18 protein-coding genes are annotated in these 20,378 nt (G+C 52.2%); all 18 read left to right on the top strand.

The window, feature by feature from the left end:
- Positions 1-156 precede the first annotated feature (156 nt).
- The 18 genes from purE to PAV_RS01825 all read left to right on the top strand — a co-directional run bounded on the left by purE (position 157) and on the right by PAV_RS01825 (position 20,324).
- Positions 157-672, top strand: a complete 516-nt coding sequence (purE, locus tag PAV_RS01910) for a 5-(carboxyamino)imidazole ribonucleotide mutase (RefSeq protein ID WP_051135045.1) — start codon at positions 157-159, stop codon at positions 670-672.
- The gene (gene purK, locus PAV_RS01905; protein ID WP_005543127.1) at positions 669-1,886 is read left to right on the top strand and encodes a 5-(carboxyamino)imidazole ribonucleotide synthase; all 1,218 of its coding nucleotides are present in this window, start codon (positions 669-671) and stop codon (positions 1,884-1,886) included. Before purE ends, purK begins: the two co-directional genes overlap by 4 nt.
- Positions 1,879-3,177: an adenylosuccinate lyase gene (gene purB, locus PAV_RS01900; protein WP_005543124.1), complete on the top strand. Its 1,299-nt coding sequence runs from the start codon at positions 1,879-1,881 to the stop codon at positions 3,175-3,177. Before purK ends, purB begins: the two co-directional genes overlap by 8 nt.
- Positions 3,178-3,431: 254 nt before the next feature.
- A complete protein-coding gene (locus PAV_RS34390) occupies positions 3,432-4,559 on the top strand; it encodes a phosphoribosylaminoimidazolesuccinocarboxamide synthase (RefSeq protein ID WP_051135064.1) in 1,128 nt (375 codons plus the stop codon).
- 51 nt (positions 4,560-4,610) lie between these two features.
- Complete coding sequence (gene purS, locus PAV_RS01890; RefSeq protein ID WP_005543122.1) at positions 4,611-4,853, top strand: phosphoribosylformylglycinamidine synthase subunit PurS; 243 nt, start codon at positions 4,611-4,613, stop codon at positions 4,851-4,853.
- A 3-nt stretch (positions 4,854-4,856) separates the two neighbouring features.
- Complete coding sequence (purQ, locus tag PAV_RS01885; protein ID WP_005543121.1) at positions 4,857-5,543, top strand: phosphoribosylformylglycinamidine synthase subunit PurQ; 687 nt, start codon at positions 4,857-4,859, stop codon at positions 5,541-5,543.
- A 76-nt stretch (positions 5,544-5,619) separates the two neighbouring features.
- Positions 5,620-7,860 (top strand): phosphoribosylformylglycinamidine synthase subunit PurL, encoded by a 2,241-nt coding sequence (purL, locus tag PAV_RS01880; RefSeq protein WP_040735194.1) that lies wholly within the window; start codon positions 5,620-5,622, stop codon positions 7,858-7,860.
- Positions 7,845-9,320 (top strand): amidophosphoribosyltransferase, encoded by a 1,476-nt coding sequence (gene purF, locus PAV_RS01875; protein ID WP_005543119.1) that lies wholly within the window; start codon positions 7,845-7,847, stop codon positions 9,318-9,320. The genes purL and purF overlap by 16 nt, the downstream gene beginning before the upstream one ends.
- 104 nt (positions 9,321-9,424) lie before the next feature.
- The gene (gene purM, locus PAV_RS01870; RefSeq protein WP_005543118.1) at positions 9,425-10,465 is read left to right on the top strand and encodes a phosphoribosylformylglycinamidine cyclo-ligase; all 1,041 of its coding nucleotides are present in this window, start codon (positions 9,425-9,427) and stop codon (positions 10,463-10,465) included.
- A 350-nt stretch (positions 10,466-10,815) separates the two neighbouring features.
- Positions 10,816-11,436 (top strand): phosphoribosylglycinamide formyltransferase, encoded by a 621-nt coding sequence (gene purN, locus PAV_RS01865; protein WP_040735189.1) that lies wholly within the window; start codon positions 10,816-10,818, stop codon positions 11,434-11,436.
- Between the two features lie 787 nt (positions 11,437-12,223).
- Positions 12,224-13,771, top strand: a complete 1,548-nt coding sequence (purH, locus tag PAV_RS01860) for a bifunctional phosphoribosylaminoimidazolecarboxamide formyltransferase/IMP cyclohydrolase (RefSeq protein ID WP_005543116.1) — start codon at positions 12,224-12,226, stop codon at positions 13,769-13,771.
- Positions 13,772-13,781: 10 nt separating this feature from the next.
- Entirely contained in the window at positions 13,782-15,089 is a 1,308-nt protein-coding gene (gene purD, locus PAV_RS01855; RefSeq protein ID WP_005543115.1) for a phosphoribosylamine--glycine ligase, read from the top strand.
- 209 nt (positions 15,090-15,298) lie between these two features.
- The gene (locus PAV_RS01850; protein WP_005543114.1) at positions 15,299-16,369 is read left to right on the top strand and encodes an ABC transporter ATP-binding protein; all 1,071 of its coding nucleotides are present in this window, start codon (positions 15,299-15,301) and stop codon (positions 16,367-16,369) included.
- Positions 16,369-17,160 carry an ABC transporter permease subunit gene (locus PAV_RS01845; protein WP_005543113.1) on the top strand — a complete coding sequence of 264 codons (792 nt, stop codon included), beginning with the start codon at positions 16,369-16,371 and terminating at the stop codon, positions 17,158-17,160. Before PAV_RS01850 ends, PAV_RS01845 begins: the two co-directional genes overlap by 1 nt.
- Positions 17,161-17,232: 72 nt before the next feature.
- Positions 17,233-17,811: a TetR/AcrR family transcriptional regulator gene (locus PAV_RS01840; protein ID WP_005543111.1), complete on the top strand. Its 579-nt coding sequence runs from the start codon at positions 17,233-17,235 to the stop codon at positions 17,809-17,811.
- A gap of 68 nt (positions 17,812-17,879) precedes the next feature.
- A complete protein-coding gene (locus tag PAV_RS01835; protein WP_005543109.1) occupies positions 17,880-18,125 on the top strand; it encodes a hypothetical protein in 246 nt (81 codons plus the stop codon).
- Between the two features lie 306 nt (positions 18,126-18,431).
- Positions 18,432-19,262: an alpha/beta hydrolase family protein gene (locus tag PAV_RS01830; RefSeq protein ID WP_005543106.1), complete on the top strand. Its 831-nt coding sequence runs from the start codon at positions 18,432-18,434 to the stop codon at positions 19,260-19,262.
- A 450-nt stretch (positions 19,263-19,712) separates the two neighbouring features.
- Positions 19,713-20,324, top strand: coding sequence for a DUF47 domain-containing protein (locus PAV_RS01825; RefSeq protein WP_005543105.1), 612 nt, complete (start codon positions 19,713-19,715; stop codon positions 20,322-20,324).
- The last annotated feature ends 54 nt before the right edge of the window (positions 20,325-20,378 follow it).

The following is a 20,378-nucleotide window of genomic DNA, read 5'->3' as shown; positions in this document are numbered from 1 at the left end:
CCTGCCGAAGCGGGAGTGATCCGCTTGTTTGCTCATTTCTCATAGCATGTCGATGATGCGTTCGGGGGAGAAGCCTGAACGTTTTTTTATGTTCATGCCGCTATAGCGGCGCATCAAGACAGATTGGTTGGACATTGTCGAAAGCGGGTGATTGCGATGGCGAACGCAGTGAGCCAGGGGCAGGGCTGTGTGCCGGTAGTAGGCGTCATTATGGGAAGCAAGTCCGATTGGGATACGATGAAGAAGGCGTGCGAGATATTGGAGGAGATGGGCGTTGCCTATGAGAAAAAGGTGGTGTCCGCGCATCGCACGCCAGACGAGATGTTCCGCTATGCTGAGACGGCAGAGGCGAGAGGAGTCCGCGTCATCATTGCCGGAGCGGGAGGCGCGGCGCACCTGCCGGGCATGGTAGCGGCGAAGACGGTGCTGCCGGTTATCGGTGTGCCGGTGAAGTCGTCGCATCTGAATGGGATGGACTCGCTTTTGTCCATCGTACAGATGCCGGCGGGCGTACCCGTGGCGACCGTCGCCATTGGACCGGCGGGTGCGTCGAACGCCGGGCTGCTGGCCGTGCAGATGCTTGGCATGCACGATGAGGCATTGCGCGCGCGCGTTGCGGCGCGCAGGGAAGCGATTCGGCAGCAGGTGCAGGACACGGGGGCGCTCGAATGAGCGCGCCTGTGAACGGCCGCACGCTGCCGCAGGAGCGCCCGAGCCGTGCGGACGCACCGGTGCTTGTCCCCGGTGCGACGATCGGCGTGCTGGGCGGCGGCCAATTGGGCCGTATGCTGGCGCTTGAGGGCGTGCGCCTAGGCTACCGCTTCACAGCGCTTGATCCGGCGCAGGACGCGCCGTGCGGAGCCGCCGCCGATATGATAACGGCTGCTTACGACGATGCGGCTGCCGCGCATGAGCTAGGCAAGCGTTCGGATGTCATTACGTACGAGTTCGAAAATGTATCGGCTGAAATTGTGGAACGCTTGGAGCGGGAAGCGTATGTGCCGCAGGGCAGTCATTTGCTGCGGATTACACAGCACCGCTTGCGGGAGAAAGAAGCGCTCGCGGCAGCGAATGTGCCGGTGGCGCCGTATGCAGCCATCGGATCGGCAGCCGAAATTCAGGAGAGGCTGGAAGCGTTCGGCGGCGCAGGCGTGCTGAAGACCGCGACCGGCGGTTATGACGGCAAGGGTCAGCGCATCATTCGTCACCCGGATGAGGCGAAGGAGGCGTATCAAGCGCTGTCCGCACTTACGCCAGAGCTCGTTCTGGAGGAGTTCATCCCGTTCGAGCTGGAGCTGTCCGTCATCGCGGCGCGCAGCCCGCGCGGCGAGATCGCCGTCTTCCCGGTAGCGGAGAACATTCATCGGCATCACATTTTGCACATGTCCATCGTACCGGCTCGCATTCCGCAGCACGTACAGGAAGAGGCAGAGCGGCTTGCACGCCGCATTGCGGAATCGATCGATGTCGTCGGGCTTATCGCTGTGGAGATGTTCCTGACCGCCGACGGGCGTTTGCTCGTCAATGAGCTTGCTCCGCGACCACACAATTCGGGCCACTATACGATGGATGCCTGCCGCACTTCGCAGTTCGAGCAGCATCTTCGGGCCATATGCAATCTGCCCCTTGGCAGCACAGAGCTCCACACCCCTGTTATTATGGTCAACTTGCTCGGCGAAGACGCTGTGGACATGATACAATGGTTCCGTGCCGACGATCCGGCAGCCAGCCGCCTTGGCGTGACGCCGAAGCTGCACTGGTACGGCAAGTCGGAAGCGAAGGCGAAGCGCAAGATGGGGCATATTAACATACTAGGGCCGGACATCGCTGCTGCGCTCGAATGGATGAATTTAACGGACTTGTGGAGGAATGCGAACGATGATTGAACGGTATTCGCGCCCGGAGATGCGGGCGATTTGGACGGAAGAGAATAAATTTAAGGCTTGGCTTGAGGTGGAACTGTGCGCGTGTGAGGCATGGGCTGATCTTGGTGTCATCCCGCACGAAGACGTAAAGAAGCTCCGCGAGCATGCAAGCTTCGATATCGAACGGATTTATGAAATTGAAGCAGAAACGCGCCATGACGTTATTGCCTTTACTCGCGCGGTATCTGAAACGCTCGGCGAGGAACGCAAATGGGTTCACTACGGCTTAACGTCGACAGATGTCGTGGATACCGCGCTCGGGTATTTGATGAAGCAGGCGAATGAGATTATTGAACGCGACTTGCTGAATTTCATTGAGATTTTGAAAAATAAAGCACTTGAATATAAAGATACGCCAATGATGGGACGTACGCACGGCGTGCATGCCGAGCCGACAACGTTCGGCCTGAAGATGGCCCTCTGGTATGCGGAAATGCTCCGCAACCTGGAGCGGTTCCGTCACGCGGCGGACGGCGTTGAGTTCGGCAAAATGTCCGGTGCGGTTGGAACGTATGCGAATATCGATCCATCCGTAGAGAAATTCGTATGCGCGAAGCTCGGTACGAAGCCAGCGCCGATTTCGACGCAAACGCTGCAGCGTGACCGTCATGCCGAGTACATGGCATCGCTTGCGCTTATCGCGACATCGCTTGATAAGTTTGCTACCGAAATTCGCGCCCTGCAAAAGAGTGAGTTCCGCGAGGTTGAGGAAGCCTTCGCAAAAGGCCAAAAGGGCTCGTCGGCGATGCCGCATAAGCGCAATCCGATCGGCTGCGAAAATATTTCCGGCTTGTCCCGCGTAATGCGCGGGTACATGCTGACCGCTTATGAGGATGTGCCGCTCTGGCATGAGCGCGATATTTCACACAGCTCGGTAGAACGCATCATTTTACCGGATGCGACGATGCTGATGAACTATATGCTGAACCGCTTCATGAACATTGTGAAAAATTTGACGGTGTTCCCAGAGAATATGAAGCGCAATATGCAGCGCACCTTCGACGTTCCGTTCTCCGGCCGCGTGATGACGAAGCTGATCGACAAGGGCTGGGCGCGTGAACAGGCTTATGACACGGTGCAGCCTCGTGCGATGCAGGCATGGGAAGAGCAGCGCAGCTTCCGCGACATTATCGAGAACACGCCGGAAATTACGGCCGTACTGAGTGCAGAGGAGATCGCGGATGCGTTCAACCCTGCATGGCATTTGAAAAATGTGGATACGATTTTCCGCCAAGTCGGCTTGCTTGATTAAGGTTATTGCATAACCCTATGCATCCCCCTGAGATGATGCATAGGATGCTCCCGTAGGCTGTCCCTCTGACAGCCGCATGCGGGCGGTCTCTTCCTTCCCTCCACCCACGATCGGAAGAGACCGCTGCAGCGGGTGCGAAAATATGGGAGGGTTCCTTTAGAGGTTGTTCAATGTATCTGCTGTTTAAGGCGAGCGGATTGATTTGGACACGCGCTTTTGACTACATGGGCGTTATGCCGAAAGGAGCACAGGAGATGTCTTCAAACATTCAATATGCGACTGCAGCAGACATCGTTCCGCTGCCACTTCTCCATCGTGGAAAAGTGCGCGAACTGTATGAGCTGGACCCAGACCATTTGCTGATTGTTGTATCGGATCGGATTTCTGCATTCGATGCCGTGTTGAAGCCGGAGGTGCCCGGCAAAGGAAAGGTACTGAACAAGCTGAGCCAATTTTGGTTCGAGCAGACGAAGCACCTGATCGCGAATCATGTTGTATCGCTTGATGAGTTAGGTTTGCAGTCTGTTCAGGCGAAGCATTTGGAGCAGTGCCAATCCGGAGCGCTTTATCCCGATGTTGTGCACAGTGGCACTGAATCGCTACAGGCTATGCACCAGAGCTCACACCAAGACCCACACCCGGATTTACATTGCGAACATGCGCTGCGCCAAGGCGAAGTTCAGGATTTGGCAGAAGAGCGGCAAGCTTGCTGCGATAGCCGAGATATGTATCTCGAACCTCAGGATTTATCCGCAATTTTACGTTCCCTACAAGATCGAATGACCATTGCTCGCCGAGCAAAGCGCATTGACTTTGAATGCGTCGTTAGAGGCTATATTACCGGCGGCGGCTGGCGGCAGTATACTGCCCATCAAGCTGTCAACGGAATTGAGCTGCCTGCAGGCCTTCGCATGAATGAGAAGCTGCCGGAGCCGATATTTACACCGTCCCGCAAGCATGATGAGGGACACGACGAAGATGTGCCGTTCGCGGTCATGTGCGAGGATCTCGGCACAGATCTCGCGCAGAAGCTGCGCCGGATCAGCATCGAGCTGTACATGTATGCGGCAGAACTGTGCGCATCCAAGGGCATTTTGCTCGCCGATTGCAAATTTGAATTCGGAATGATCGACGGAGAGCTCGTAATTATAGATGAGCTGTTCACGCCAGACTCCTCACGGTTCTGGTCAGCGGATCAGTACGTGCTGGATCGCGATATCGACAGTTTGGACAAAGAACCCGTACGCCGTTATTTGGCTGCGAGCGGGTGGGATAAATGCGGAACGCCGCCAGTGCTTCCGTCAGAGGTTGTGGAGGCGACGCGCAGCCGCTATGTCGAACTGTTTGAGCGCATTACGGAGCAACAATGGATCGAAGCATAAACATTTGATTCTGATTACAGACCAGTATGGACGAATGAGGGGGAAATAGGGATGAAGGTGAAGGTATTCGTAACGACTAAGGCAGGCGTGTTGGATCCGCAGGGAGCTGCTGTGGAGCAAGCGGTGCACACGATGGGGTACAGCAGTGTGGAGCAGGTGCGCATAGGCAAATATATGGAGTTCAACATTATCGCGGATAATCGTGAGCAGGCTGCGGCGCAAGTGGAGCAAATGTGCGAGAAGCTGCTGGCGAATCCAGTCGTTGAAGACTATCGGTACGAGTTGGAGGAATAGGCGATGAAGGCAGCGGTGCTCGTATTTCCCGGATCGAATTGTGACTTAGACTGTGTCCATGCCGTGCAAGATACGCTGAATGTGGTTGTAGAGCGGGTATGGCATACGGAGTCGGACTTGAACGGATATGATCTTATTGTTATTCCAGGCGGCTTCTCGTATGGCGACTATTTGCGCAGTGGAGCAATCGCAAGATTCGCCCCTGTCATGAATGCTGTTGCGAAGGCGGCTGAGGCAGGCGCTTATGTGCTTGGCATTTGCAATGGATTTCAAATTTTGACGGAAGCGGGCTTGCTTCCAGGGACGCTGCGGAGGAACGAAGGATTGAAGTTCCGCTGTCATGCAGCGCCTATTCGTGTAACGCGTGCAGATACGCCGTTCACGATGGACTATAACGAGGGCGATATTTTGAATATTCCAATCGCACATGGCGAGGGCAATTATTACTGTGATGAAGAGACGCTGGCGAAGCTGAAGCAGCAGAACCAAATCATTTTTACGTATGAGCAGAATCCGAACGGTTCGCTTGAGAATATTGCAGGCATTTGCAATGAAGCGGGCAATGTGCTCGGCATGATGCCGCATCCAGAACGCGCGGTTAGCGAGCTGCTTGGTTCAGCAGATGGCATTCGCTTGTTTACATCCATTTTACATGCTTGGAGGGAGCAACATGCAGTCAACGCTCACTAATACGACGGCACAAGAACAGGCGGCAGCGCGCCTTGCTCGACAGAAGGAAGAATCCATAGCGGAGGGCTTGCGCCATATGGGCCAGGAACCGACTGCTGAGCAGATAGAAGAGCAGAAGCTGTACCGGACAATGGGTGTGACGGAAGACGAGTATGCGCATATATGCGAGCTGCTCGGCCGGAAGCCGAACTATACCGAAATTGGCGTATTCAGTGTGATGTGGTCTGAGCACTGTGCTTATAAAAATTCAAAGCCGCTGCTAAAGCGATTCCCGACGACTGGCGAACGCGTATTGGTTGGTCCGGGAGAAGGCGCAGGCATCGTGGACATCGGCGATGAGCAAGCGGTCGTTTTTAAAATTGAGAGCCATAACCATCCTTCTGCAATCGAGCCGTTCCAAGGTGCGGCAACAGGAGTAGGCGGGATTATCCGTGATATTTTCTCGATGGGAGCGCGTCCGGTTGCCCTGTTGAATTCGCTGCGCTTTGGCAGCTTGCAGGATGAGCGGGTGAAATATTTGTTTGAACATGTCGTTGCAGGCATTGCCGGCTATGGCAACTGTATCGGCATTCCAACGGTAGGCGGCGAGGTCGTTTTCGATGACAGCTATGCAGGAAATCCGCTCGTCAACGCGATGTGCGTCGGGCTGATTGACCACAAGGATATTCAGAAGGGCGTAGCAAGCGGTATCGGCAATCCGGTGTATTATGTGGGGCCGCCGACAGGCCGCGATGGCATTCATGGCGCGACATTCGCGTCGGAGGAGCTGACAGAGCAGTCGGAAGCGAAACGTCCGGCGGTACAGGTGGGCGACCCGTTCATGGAAAAGCTGGTCATGGAGTCCTGTCTGGAGCTGATAGCTTCCGGCATCGTGATCGGGATTCAGGATATGGGCGCAGCCGGTCTGACTTGCTCGAGCGCGGAAATGGCGAGCAAGGCGGGCAATGGGCTTGAGCTGAATTTGAACGAGGTGCCGCAGTGTGAGTTTGGCATGACACCTTATGAAATGATGCTGTCCGAATCGCAGGAGCGGATGCTGTTCGTCATTGAAGAGCATAATGAGCCTATTGCGATGGAAATCTTCGAGCGCTGGGGCGTTATTTGCCGCAAAGTTGGCCGCGTTACGGATGATGGGCGCCTGCGCCTGCTGTATGGCGGCGAGGTTGTTGGCGATATGCCAGTAAACGGACTTGTGGATGAATGTCCGATATACCATAAGCCTTCTCAAGTGCCTGCTTATTATGAGGCCAATGCTTCTGTGGACACAACGGCTTACCCGGAAGTAAGCGGTGTTGACGCGTTGAACGAAGCGCTGTTGAAGGTGCTTGGCTCGCCATCCGTGGCAAGCAAGGAATGGGTATATCGTCAGTACGATACGATGGTTCGCACAAGTACAGCAGTAGCGCCGGGCTCGGATGCGGCAGTCGTGCTCGTTCGCGGAACGAACAAGGCACTTGCGATGACGACGGATTGCAATGGCCGCTACGTGATGCTTGATCCATACATGGGCGGCCGAATTGCAGTCTGCGAGGCAGCGCGCAACATTGTATGCTCAGGCGGTGAGCCGCTTGCGATCACGGATAATTTGAACTTCGGCAATCCAGAGAAACCAGAGAACTTCTGGCAGATGGAACAGGCGGTCGACGGTATGGCTGAGGCCTGCCGCGTGTTGAATACGCCGGTAATCGGCGGAAACGTCAGTTTATATAACGAAAATGCAAAGGGAGCTATCTATCCGACGCCGGTCGTTGGTATGGTCGGGCTCGTTCATGATACGCAGCATATTACGACGCAAGCATTCAAGCGGGAGGGAGATGCAGTTCTGCTTCTTGGCCGCACGAAGGCGGAGCTCGGCGGCAGTGAATTCCAAGCCGTCCTGCATGGCAAGGTTGAAGGCCGTCCGCCTCAGTTGGATTTGGATGCGGAATCGCGCTTGCTGGCAACGGTTTTGCAGCTTATTCAAGCAGGGCTTGTGCAATCCGCTCATGATGTATCGGATGGCGGCATTGCGGCTGCTCTTGCGGAATGCTGTATTGGCGGCCAAGTTGGCGCAGCGCTTGAGTTGAATACTGTGGAGCTAAGAACAGACATCGCATTGTTTAGTGAAAGCCAATCTCGCATTTTGCTGTCAGTGAGCGCGGAGCAGCTTGAGGAGGTAAAGGCCCGCTGCGAGGCAGCCGGTGTTCCGGTTGAGGGCATTGGTACGGTCGGGGGTGAACGAATCCAAGTTCGGGTAAATGGAATGGATGCTTTGGATATGCCTTGGAAGCAAGCAGAACAGGGATGGAAGGATGCGATTCCATGTCTCATGAAGTGACAGGAGCCTACTATAACGAAGGCAGCGGCAAAGACGGACCGTTCGACCGCTTGAAGGAAGAATGCGGCGTATTCGGGGTATTTGGCTATGAAGAGGCCGCCTCAATGGTGTACTACGGCTTGCATACGCTCCAGCATCGCGGCGAAGAGAGTGCGGGCATGTGCACGTCCGACGGCCAGTCGTTCCACTACCATCGCGAAATGGGACTTGTGAAGGAAGTGTTCGACGCGAATCGCCTGCAGGAGATGCGCGGCGACCGGGCGATTGGCCATGTGCGTTACTCGACCTCGGGCGACAGCCGGCTTGCGAATGCGCAGCCGCTTGTGTTCAAGACGCGAGATGGAGATCTGGCGGTCGCAACGAACGGGAATATCGTCAATGCGCCTAAGATTCGGCATGAGCTGGAGAAGAAGGGCTCCATTTTCCAAACGACCAGCGATACGGAAGTAATTGCTCATCTTATTGCCCGTTCAGAGCACGATCTCGTTCGCGCGGCGAAGGAAGCGCTGAGCGAGCTGGTAGGCGGCTTCGCGTTTCTCATTATGACGAACGACAAGCTGCTTGCAGCATCCGACCCGAACGGCTTGCGGCCGCTTGTCCTCGGCAGACTAGGTGACAGCTATGTGTTCGCCTCTGAGTCGTGTGCGCTTGAAGCGGTCGGAGCGGAAATGGTTCGCGCCTTGGAGCCAGGGGAATTGCTTATTGTCGATGCGCTCGGCCATCGTTCCGAACGCTTCACACCGCTGCAGCGGCGCGCGCTGTGCGCGATGGAGTTCATTTACTTTTCCAGACCGGACAGCCAGCTTCATGATGTCAATTTGCATACAGCACGCAAGCGGATGGGCATGCAGCTTGCAAGGGAGGCGTTTGTAGAAGCTGATATTGTGAGCGGTGTGCCGGATTCCAGTATATCGGCAGCCATCGGCTATGCGGAGCTAACAGGTATTCCATATGAGATGGGCTTGATTAAGAGCAAATATACAGGCCGGACATTCATTCAGCCAAGCCAAGCGCTGCGTGAGCAGGGCGTGAAGATGAAGCTAAGCGCTGTGCGCAGTGTCGTAGAGGGCAAGCGAGTCGTTCTGATTGACGACTCGGTTGTCCGCGGCACGACATCGCGCCGGATTGTGCGTATGCTGCGCGAAGCGGGGGCGCTGGAGGTTCACCTGCGCATCGCTTCGCCGCCGTTCAAGCATCCGTGCTTCTACGGGATCGATACACCGCGCAGCGAGGATTTGATTGCGTCATCGCACACGGTTGAAGAGATGTGCGAGCTGGTCGGGGCAGACTCACTCGCTTTTTTAAGCCAAGACGGCATGATTGAGGCTATCGGGGGTGCGTTCGCGGAGGAGTCCAAGGGCGGACTTTGCCTAGCTTGCTTCGATCAGGAGTATCCGACGAATTTATATACAGATGCTGCAGCCGGAGCAGGCAACGAGCGAACAGGCTGTGGCTGCTAATAGCACTTGCTTTTTAATAATTGGTGAATTCACATTAGCGATGATGGACGGGGATGCAAGCTGCATTCCTGTCCTGCTTACAGGGAGAGAGGAGACGCACGATTATGTCAGAAGCCTACAAACAAGCGGGTGTCGATATCGCAGCAGGTAATGAAGCAGTCGAACGAATGAAGAAACATGTTCGCCGCACGTTTACGCCAGGAGTGCTTACCGATTTGGGTGGGTTTGGAGCCATGTTCCAGCTCGACATTCAGCGTTACAAGGAGCCGATTCTCGTATCTGGTACGGATGGAGTGGGTACGAAGCTGAAGCTTGCGTTCGCGCTTGATAAGCACGATACGATCGGCATTGACGCAGTAGCCATGTGTGTAAATGATATTGTCGTTCAAGGCGCAAAGCCGCTCTTCTTCCTTGATTATTTGGCTTGCGGCAAGGTTGTGCCAGAGCGTATCGAGGCGATCGTAAGCGGCATTGCCGAAGGTTGCGCACAGTCAGGCTGTGCTCTGATTGGCGGAGAAACAGCCGAGATGCCGGGTATGTATGCACTGGAGGAGTATGACATCGCCGGATTCAGCGTTGGCGTGGTAGATAAGAGTCGGGTAATTACGGGCGAATCGATCTGTCCTGGCGATGTTGTGTTGGGGCTTGCTTCTAGCGGCTTGCACAGCAACGGCTTCTCCCTTGTGCGCAAGCTGCTGCTGGAGCAAGGCGGGCTGGGCTTGACTGACGTTGCGCCAGATGGCAGCGGTGCGCTTGGCGAGGTGTTGCTGACTCCAACGCGAATTTATGTGCGATCCATGCTCGAACTGATGAAGCAAGTAAATGTAAAGGGTGCCGCTCATATTACTGGCGGAGGCTTTTTAGAAAATATTCCTCGCGTGCTCCCAGAAGGTACGGCTGTTGAGATCGATTATGGCTCATGGCCGATTCATCCTGTTTTCACCTGGTGCAGTGAAATTGGCAAGCTTACCGCTTCAGAGCTGTTCACTACGTTCAATATGGGAATTGGCATGGTCATTGTCGTTGGGGAAGAGGAGGCGGAAACGGCGATCCGCAGCCTTGAGGAACAGGGAGAGGCTGTATATCGCATTGGCAAGGTAACGGAAGGCAGTCGCCAAGTTCGCATCCCGGGGGTAGGCCTGTAATGCGGGAATCCGGAAGGCAAGAAGATATGGCGGAAGGTGTATTAGAAGATATAGCTGAAAACGTAGCAGAAGGCGTAACAGAAGACGTAGCAGAAGGCGTAACAGAAGACGTAGCAGAAGACGTAGCAGAAGGCGTAACAGAAGATATAACAGAAGACGTAATAGAAGACGTAATAGAAGACGTAATAGAAGACGTAACAGAAGACGTAACAGAAGACGTAACAGAAGATGTAACAGAAGGCGTAGCAGAGGAAATGACAGAAGGCATGGCAGGGAAAATGACAAAAAGTATGGCAGAAGACATGGTAGTAAATACGGGTGAAGTTACACCGGGATACATGGCAGGAGACATGAAGACAGCGGAATCTCATGGGCAACGAGTACCTCGAATCGCTGTATTTGCTTCTGGTTCCGGCTCCAACTTTCAAGCGCTGATTGATGCAGCCAGAGAGCAGCTGCTGGGTGGAGACATCGCCTTGCTAGTATGCGATAAGCTGCAGGCGCGTGTCATTGAGCGGGCGAAGCTGGCGGGGGTGAAAGCAGCCTTATTCGAACCGAAAAAGTATGCTTCTCGTGAGGAATACGAGCAGGATGTACTTCGACTGCTGCGCAAGCATCAAATCGATTTCGTTGTACTGGCAGGATATATGCGCCTTGTTACGCCGGTATTGCTGCGTGCCTATGAAGGGCGAATGGTCAACATTCACCCCTCGCTTTTGCCGTCATTTCCGGGCATGCATGCAGTACGCCAAGCGCTGCAGTACGGCGTGAAGGTAACGGGGGTTACGGTGCATCTTGTTGATGAAGGTATGGATACGGGGCCGATCCTGGCTCAGCAGGTTGTTGCCGTTATGCCTGATGATACGGAAGACACCTTGTCTGCGCGTATCCAACAAGCTGAGCATGCACTGTACCCGCAAGTGGTGCAGCAAATGATAGCTCGGAGCCTTGTGAAATCTGCCAGCGTATAGCCGTTGTGGCGGGATCATAAATACACCCATGGAAGTATTCAGCGAAAAACGAATAGCGTCACGAAACATTTACCGTCAATGTGAGCAGCATTACAAATGCACTCGTCAATGTCCAGTGGAAGAATAGCGATACTAAATACTCTCGTCAATGTCCAGTGGAAGAATAGCGATACTAAATACTCTCGTCAATATCCAGTATGATAGCGTTACTAAATACTCTCTTCAATATCCAGTGGATAGCGATTCAAAGTGCTCTCGTCATTATCCAGCGAGTAGCGTTACTAGATACTCTGTTTTTGTAGTCCTCTTGAGGACAAACGATGAAAATGTCCACACAAAGGTAGACAAACAGGGATATCTTGCTTTAAATGAACAAATGTCTAAATATAGATGTTTTACAACTTGATTAACTATATGCTGTGTTGTTTTAGATGTAAAGAAATTATCGTCTTTGCAAAATTGTGTCCACTATTTGAAAGACAAATCATCAGTTTTTCCACTGGTGAAGGACGTTGATGGGATTATTGGATTGGATACGAGCTGATGTTGATGTGATATTTATGTGATATGTGTGATGTTCTGCAATGTGGTGCGATATTTATGCGATTTATATGCTGAAACGTATGTCATGAGATGCTGTATGATGCGATGTTTGTGATGTGGTGTTCTACGATGTGAAGTGGTGTGAAGACATGCTGATAGGGAGTCATGATATAGACTTCTATCCGGTAACGCATTTCAATGATTTTTAACTAAAATGCCAAAGTTTAGCAGGGGAGAGGACAACATGGCGATTCGAAGAGCGCTTATCAGTGTATCCGATAAAACGGGCGTTGTAGCATTTGCGCGCAGCCTGGCTGAAGCGGGTGTGCAGATTATTTCGACAGGCGGTACGAAATCATTGCTTGAGCAGGAGCAAGTTCCGGTGACTGGGATTTCTGATGTTACAGGGTTTCCAGAAATTTTGGACGGTCGGGTTAAGACGCTTCATCCAGCTGTACACAGCGGTCTGCTGGCGATGCGCAGCAATCCGGCTCATATGCAGCAGTTGGACGAGCTCGGCTTGTCTACGATTGATCTGGTCGTAGTTAACCTGTATCCATTCCAGCAGACGATTGCGAAATCAGGCGTATCCTATGAGGATGCAATTGAAAATATAGATATCGGCGGACCGACGATGCTGCGTTCTGCTGCCAAAAATCATGCTGATGTCACGGTTGTCGTTGACGCTGCGGATTATGGCACTATACTCGAGGAAGTTCGTGCAAACGGAGATACCACAATCGAAACGCGCCGCCGTCTTGCGGCCAAGGTATTCCGCCATACGTCCGCATATGATTCCCTTATTGCTGAATATTTGACGGCTCAGGTCGGAGAACAATGGCCAGAGCGGTTGACTGTAACTTATGAGCTGGAGCAGCCGCTTCGCTATGGGGAGAATCCGCACCAAAATGCAGCTTTCTATCGTCGCCCATTGGCTGGCGCGGGCAGCATTACGACTGCGGAGCAACTGCACGGCAAGGAGTTGTCCTACAATAATATTAATGATGCTAACGCCGCGCTTGCGATTGTCAGTGAGTTTCGAGCTCCAGCGGTAGTGGCTGTGAAGCATATGAATCCGTGCGGTGTAGGGATTGGCGATACGGTGTTGGAGGCGTACCAAAAGGCGTATGAGTCCGATCCGACGTCCATATTCGGCGGAATCGTTGCTTCCAATCGGGAGATTGACGGAGAAACAGCACGCCTTTTGCATGAAATTTTCCTTGAAATCGTAATTGCGCCTAGCTACACGGAGGAAGCGCTTGAGGTGCTTACGCAGAAAAAGAACATTCGTCTGTTGAAAATCGGAGCGGTCCCGTCCCCTGAGCAGCGTGTTCCATCCCGTCAATTGACGACTGTTGACGGCGGCGTCCTTGTACAGGACATCGACTTGCATTCCTTGAATGCAGACAGTGTTCAGGTCGCAACTGAGCGCGAGCCGTCTCCGGAAGAATTAGAGCAGCTCTTGTTCGGCTGGAACGTTGTGAAGCATGTAAAATCGAATGCGATTGTACTTGTAAAGGATGGCATGACAGTAGGTGTAGGTGCGGGACAAATGAACCGTGTAGGTGCAGCTCGCATCGCAATCGAACAAGCGGGCGAGAAGGCGCGCGGTGCGGTGCTTGCGTCCGATGCATTCTTCCCAATGGGAGATACGTTGGCCTTGGCTGCTGAAGCTGGGATTACAGCTGTTATCCAGCCGGGGGGATCTGTTCGTGACAATGATTCCATCCAAGTAGCAAATGAGCATGGCATCGCCATGGTAATGACAGGCGTACGTCACTTTAAGCATTAAGGAGGCGTTCATGTACATGGAGCACATTGGGAAAAAAGTGTTGGTCGTCGGCAGCGGCGGTCGTGAGCATGCGCTTGTATGGGCGCTTTGCAACAGTCCGCAGGTGGGACAGGTGCTGTGCGCGCCGGGCAACGCAGGCATTGCTGAACTGGCCGAATGCGTACCATTGGCTGTGAACGATTACGAAGGCATCGCCAAATATGCCGCTGAACAGGCGATTGATCTCGTTGTCATCGGTCCTGACGATCCATTAGCAGGCGGTATTGTCGACGTATTGAAGGCTCATGGCTTGCGGGTATTCGGTCCCGACCGGAAGGCGGCAGAGATTGAGGGGAGTAAGGTGTTCATGAAGCACCTGCTCTGCAAGTACGGCATTCCGACTGCGGCATACGCTGCGTTTGATGATTTCAATGAAGCGCTGGCGTATATTGAGAAGCATACATTGCCGGTTGTGATTAAGGCTGACGGGCTTGCAGCAGGCAAGGGTGTGGTCATTGCTCAGACCCATGAGGAAGCAGCTCACGTGCTGCAGGAGGTCATGGTAGATAGCAAATTCGGCGCTTCCGGCAGCAAGGTTGTCATTGAGGAGTTCATGCAGGGCGAGGAAATGTCGATCCTTGCCTTCGTCGACGGTGAAACGGTGCGACTATGTGAGCCTGCACAGGATCATAAGCCGATTTTCGATGGCGATTGCGGACCGAACACTGGCGGTATGGGCACTTACAGCCCATTGCCGCAATTCTCGTCATCTGTTATCGAGAAGGTACGCAGGACAATTATTGAACCGACAGCAAAGGCAATGGTGTCGGAAGGACGTTCCTTCCATGGCTTGTTGTTTGCAGGCTTGATGATTACACCGGAGGGGGAGCCGAAGGTGATTGAGTTCAATGCGCGTTTTGGCGATCCGGAGACGCAGTCGGTGCTGCCAAGAATGAAGACTGATCTGTTCGAGGTGCTATGGGCAGTCTCGGAAGGTAAGCTGCACGACATCGCGCTGGAATGGCATGACCATGCTGCTGTATGCGTGATCGTAGCAGCAGCCGGCTACCCTGGTGAGGTGAGCAAGGGGGATGTCATTACGGGATTGGATGCAGCATCCGTTAATGCGCTGCTGTTCCACGCAGGTACATCGCGTGATGAGGATGGTACTTGGCGAACGGCTGGAGGCCGTGTGCTGGGCGTTGTCGGCATAGGCGATCATGTAGCGGCAGCTAAAGCGAAGGCATATGAGGCTGTCCGCCTCATCCAATTTAATGGCATGCAATATCGGAATGATATCAGTGCGAAGTCAGAACGGTTGGTTGAACATTCAAAATAGGACAGATGGGGAAGAGGAGCGATGCTCCTCTTTTTTTATGCAGTGCGTATAAAAATCAACCAAAATGAAATGATGAGCAGGAAAGAGCTTTTGAGTGAAAGGGATATACTTTTTATTAGTATTGAGTATAAAACAACATTGTAAATTTCGCCATGAACGGAATATGATGTACTAACAAACGGTTTAAAGTATAGATTGGGGGGTGTCGCATGAACGTGATCAAGCTGAGCAATCTAACGAAAAGGTACGGAGTACAGCGCGGTATCGATGATGTCAATCTGGAAGTGAAGCAGGGAGAAATTTTCGGATTTATTGGACCAAATGGAGCAGGAAAGTCTACTACGCTTCGAACGATGATGCAGTTGCTTCGTCCAACGACCGGTACGGTGGAGTTGTTCGGAGAAGTCATGCGTAGGGAGCGTCCTGATGTGCGGAGAAAAATTGGGTATCTGCCATCGGAGGTGCATTACAACGAAGATGTAACGGGCAAGGAAGTGCTCGATTTTGCTGCTCGCATGAATGGCTTGTCACTGCAGGATACCCATGCGATGAACTTAGCTGAACGGCTAAAGCTGGATGTCAGCAAGCGTGTAAAATCGTATTCGCTCGGCAATCGCAAGAAGCTTGGGATCGTGCAGTGCCTGCTTCATCAACCTGATTTAATCGTTCTGGATGAACCGACATCAGGACTTGATCCGCTCATGCAGCACACCTTTTTCCAGATTCTAAAGGAATATCATGATCGTGGAGCTACGATCTTCTTCTCCACACATATCTTGAGCGAGGTAGAGAAGCTGTGCAGCCGTGTCGCCTTCATTCGTGAAGGGAAATTGCTGCGGGTATGCGAGGTGGACGCTATACCAGGCAAGGATCAACGGATTGCCCATGTTCAATTCAAGCGGCAAGGCGACTGCATCGAGGCTTACCAGCTACGGGATATTGATCCGGATGCTGTATACGATGGAATCGAGCACCGTTTGCTATTGCAGGGCGATCTTCATCTGGCTTTGCAGCGAATTGCCGCATATGAATTGAAGGATGTACGAATCGAGCAGCCTTCCTTGGAGGAGCTGTTCATGGCAGAGTACGATGTGAGAGGGAATGGAGGAATTCCTGCGCAAGGTCAAGTGAAGCAGCTATCGCAGGCGAAGCATTCCTCGGAGCGTACGGAAGAGCAGCTATCGCAGGCAAAGCATCAACAGGAGGAAACAGAAGAGCAATCACCGCAAATTGGGCATTCACGTGAGCGTTCTGATGAGCGCAAAGGGGGAGAGGCGTAATGTGGCAGGTGTTCTGCTATGAATGGAGGACGAATCGACGCAGCTTTTTTATATGGGCAAGTATTATTCTTGTGTTCCAAATGATGTTCGCTGGTCTGGGCGATGTCTACATGACCAATACCTCTTTACTTGAGGCGTTGAAGCAGTTTCCGCCAGCCTTGCTGGAGGGATTCGGCATGCATGTAGAGATGTTCGGCAGCTTTGAGGGCTGGATGGCAGGGGAACCGTTGGTGTTCTACATGATGCTGCTGGGCATTTTCGCTGCGATGTGGGCTTCGTCCACCGTAGCTCGGGAAAGGGATCGGGGCACGGTTGATTTTATGTTCACATTGCCTGTATCACGCGGCAAGCTGTTTCTAGGCAAGGCCAGCGCGCATCTTGTTGCTTTTCTCCTGATTGCGGCTGTCAGCTATGGGGTGACATTATGGTTGGGCAATATGTTCAGTACGGTAGCAGATGCAGGTTTGCTGCTCGTGTTTACGGCTGCGGGCTTGCTGGCGGCACTAGCTTTTGCTGGAATCGGGTATGTGATGACCGTATTTGTAACTTCCGAGCGAGCAGGCATGTCACTAAGTATTGGAATCGTCATCTTATCATTCCTCTTCCATCTCCTGTCGGGTATGCAGCAATCGCTTGCCTGGCTGTCTGATGTCAGCTTGTTCACGGTGTTCAATGGCAAGGATTTATTCGACTCAGGCAGCTTGCCTTGGCAGGGCATATTTATTACGATAGGGATATATGCAGGCGGACTGTTCTTCGGTTGGCTTGTGCTGTCGAAGCGGGATCTGTAAAGGGAAGGTGATGTCCCTGCTAACGGCATAGCCCCCGAGTTATGTCCGTACGGAAAGGGGACGATTCGCCAGTTGAACAGTAAAGCGATCGCGATTATGGATGCAGGACAGCGGCTGTTTTTCGAACGGGGGATTCAGGATACGAGCATGGAGCAGATCGCGGAGGCGGTTCCTGTTGCGAAAATGACGATATATAAATATTTTCAGAGCAAAGAAGGGCTGCTTGAGGCGATTACAGACCGAATGGCTCATGAAAGCCATCAATATTTGCTGCGGGTCATGGAAGAGGCGGGGAACATATACGAACTATTCGATCTTCTACTGAAGTATCAGCCCTTCGATCGTATATCCCTGACGTTTATTAACGATTTAACACAGTACTATCCAAATCTGTTTGCGAAAATGATGGCCTATCAGGAGGCGCATGTCATTCCTGAGTTCGAAGCGGCGATATTTCGAGGACAGCAACGGGGAGATATTCGCAAGGAGCTGTCCCCGCATTTGGTTGTTCGTTACATTGTGTCGATGAAGCAGTTCTTTCTCCAGCCAGGCAATTTGGATAAGCGGATGAACGTTCGCACACTGTCTGACCAAATTACGACAATGCTGTGCTATGGGATCATGTCTGATCGTCCATCGGATCGCGAATAAAATTAACCTTGCGCCCCATAATAATGTCGTATGCTCCAATCATTACATACGGCAGGAGGGTGACAAGGATGGAAGAGAATCGCGGATCGGAACAAGGACTTACGAAGCTTTATTTGAATCAAGAACAATCGCGAGGTCCTGAGGAAGCATCTGCAATTAAACAAGCATATACCGCTAATCGCGCATCCTCGCCGGATGAATCCGAAGACACAGACGATTATGGTCTTGCCGCAGGACACATGCATGCGGGGATGACAGAAGGAACGCTTGAAACGCATCAGATGATGCAGCGTTTGTACGGCCTGTATGATTGATGCGGAGAAAATGACTGGGATGAGCTTTTCCAGTTCTGGAACGGATTGCAGGTAAGCTTACATGCTGTTAATTGGATGAAGAAGTGGGCAGCTCCTTGGAAATGGATAATAAGGAGCGCTTGCAGTTGAAAACCGTAATGCCGGAACATCGGTATTGCGGTTTTTTCTTGTCTTATTCTCTTGACAGAGTGGGAACAGAGGGAGTACACTTTGATAAAACACAGTATATTAATCGGAATTATATGAAATAAATGAATCCAGGTGCGTTGCCCGTACCTGAGAGCGGCGGAAGGCAGGGGATTATTGATGGAGCGACATATCGATATACGATGGCAAGAAGAGCGGTTAGCCGCGACGATTCATTATCCTGAGGAGCGGGCACCATATGAGCGCGGTGTGAAGCGGCGCGCTCCTGTGACAATCATTTGTCATGGCTTCGTGGGCAGCCGGATTGGGGTTGACCGGTTATTCGTCAATGCGGCGCGCAGGCTTGCAGGCGAAGGTCATATCGTCGTGCGCTTCGACTTCGCGGGCTGTGGAGAGAGCACGGGCGATTACGGACACACTGGATTGGATGACATGATCAGCCAAACGCAATCTATTCTGGACTATGCGCTTGGATGCGGAGATGTTGATCCACAGCGGGTAACGCTCATTGGTCACAGCTTAGGCGGGGCTGTGGCGATATTGACGGCGGTGCGCGATCAGCGCATTAAGCGGCTTGTCCTCTGGTCGCCTGTTGCTTACCCATTCAACGATATTGTGCGTATCGTAGGACGTGAGCAATATGACATAGCAATGACGCAAGGCTCGGCGGATTATTTGGGGTATTCCTTTGCACCTGCCTATTTTAATGCGCTTGGCGTCCATCAACCGCTCCAAGAAGCACGCAAGTTCAACGGCGATGTGCTGCTCGTGCACGGTACGAGTGATGACGTGATTCCGGCCGATTACAGCTTCCTGTACCAGAAGGTATTCTGGCTGCGCAGTGACGGACAATGCGATAAGGAAATTGTGTTTCAAGCCGACCATACGTACTCGGATGGCAAGCATCGGGAAAAGCTGTTCACCTGCACGCTCCAGTGGCTGAAGCGCTGGGAGAAGCGTCAGGAAGAATGGGCGAATTGGAGCATATAAGTGAGCGGCGGATTAAAACGGAACGTAAAGGAACTGAGACGAAAGCAGCAGCCGGAAGGCTATATCGCTTCGTCTTTTTATTTTTAGACAGGGAGAATTGCATGTGGTTTTTATGTATGTCTTTTCAAAAAAAGGCGGAAACTATACCGTATGTCAGGTATAGCATGTTGTTTCATTCCTGTCTATGCCATATCTAACATTCCTTTATGGGAAAAATTGAATAGTGAGCGAAAAACGGCGTGAGAACGGTATTTTGCCGTACTTTTTATGAAAAACGACGAAAATTGTCGAATAAGAGAGAAATTCTGGCGATGAATAGGGCTAAAGTTTCGACATTTGCTCACGTTTGGTTTACGATTTCTTTACAAAACCACGGTATCCTATGATAAGATATGTAAGGTTTAGAAGATTACATCACATGCAATTTTTGTTGCAAAGGAGATCTCGGGAATGTTCAAGAAAAAGGACGTGTTTTTCGAAACGCTGCAAAACATGGCGGATACGCTCGTTCAAGCGGCAGAAACGTTCGCACAAGGTGTAGAAGATTTGACGGATGTCTTGGCGTTTACGAAAGAAATGAAGGATCTGGAAAGTAAATGTGACGTCTATGTACATACGATCTTGACAGAGCTCAATAAAACATTTATTACGCCGATTGAGCGCGAGGACATTATGGCGCTTACGACAGCGCTTGACGATGTTCTTGATGGGATGGAGGCCAGTGCTTCGCGTTTCGACATGTACCAAATGATTGAACGTGATGAAATTGTCGTACTGTTCGCTGATGTCATCAAGCGCAGTACTTATGAAATACAGAAGGCAATTCGTTTGTTGTCGCAGAAGAAATTGCTTGCTATCCGCGAGCATAACGTGCGCGTCAATGAATTGGAGAACTCCGCGGACGATATTTACCGCCGTGGTGTCCGTGCCTTGTTCGCTGATGTAAAGGATCCAATCGAATTGATCAAACGCAAGGACGTATACGAGCGTCTTGAGGAAACGACGGACAGCTGTGAAGATGTTGCGAAGCAGCTTGAATCGATCGTTATGCGGAATTCCTAGTAACTGTCGTATCACGTATAATAAGCTAGCTTTAGTGTACGAAGGAGGTAGGGA

Origin of the sequence: Paenibacillus alvei DSM 29 (assembly GCF_000293805.1) — a bacterium.
Classification (GTDB): Bacteria; Bacillota; Bacilli; order Paenibacillales; family Paenibacillaceae; genus Paenibacillus_B; species Paenibacillus_B alvei.
This window is presented reverse-complemented; position numbering and strand designations above follow the sequence as displayed.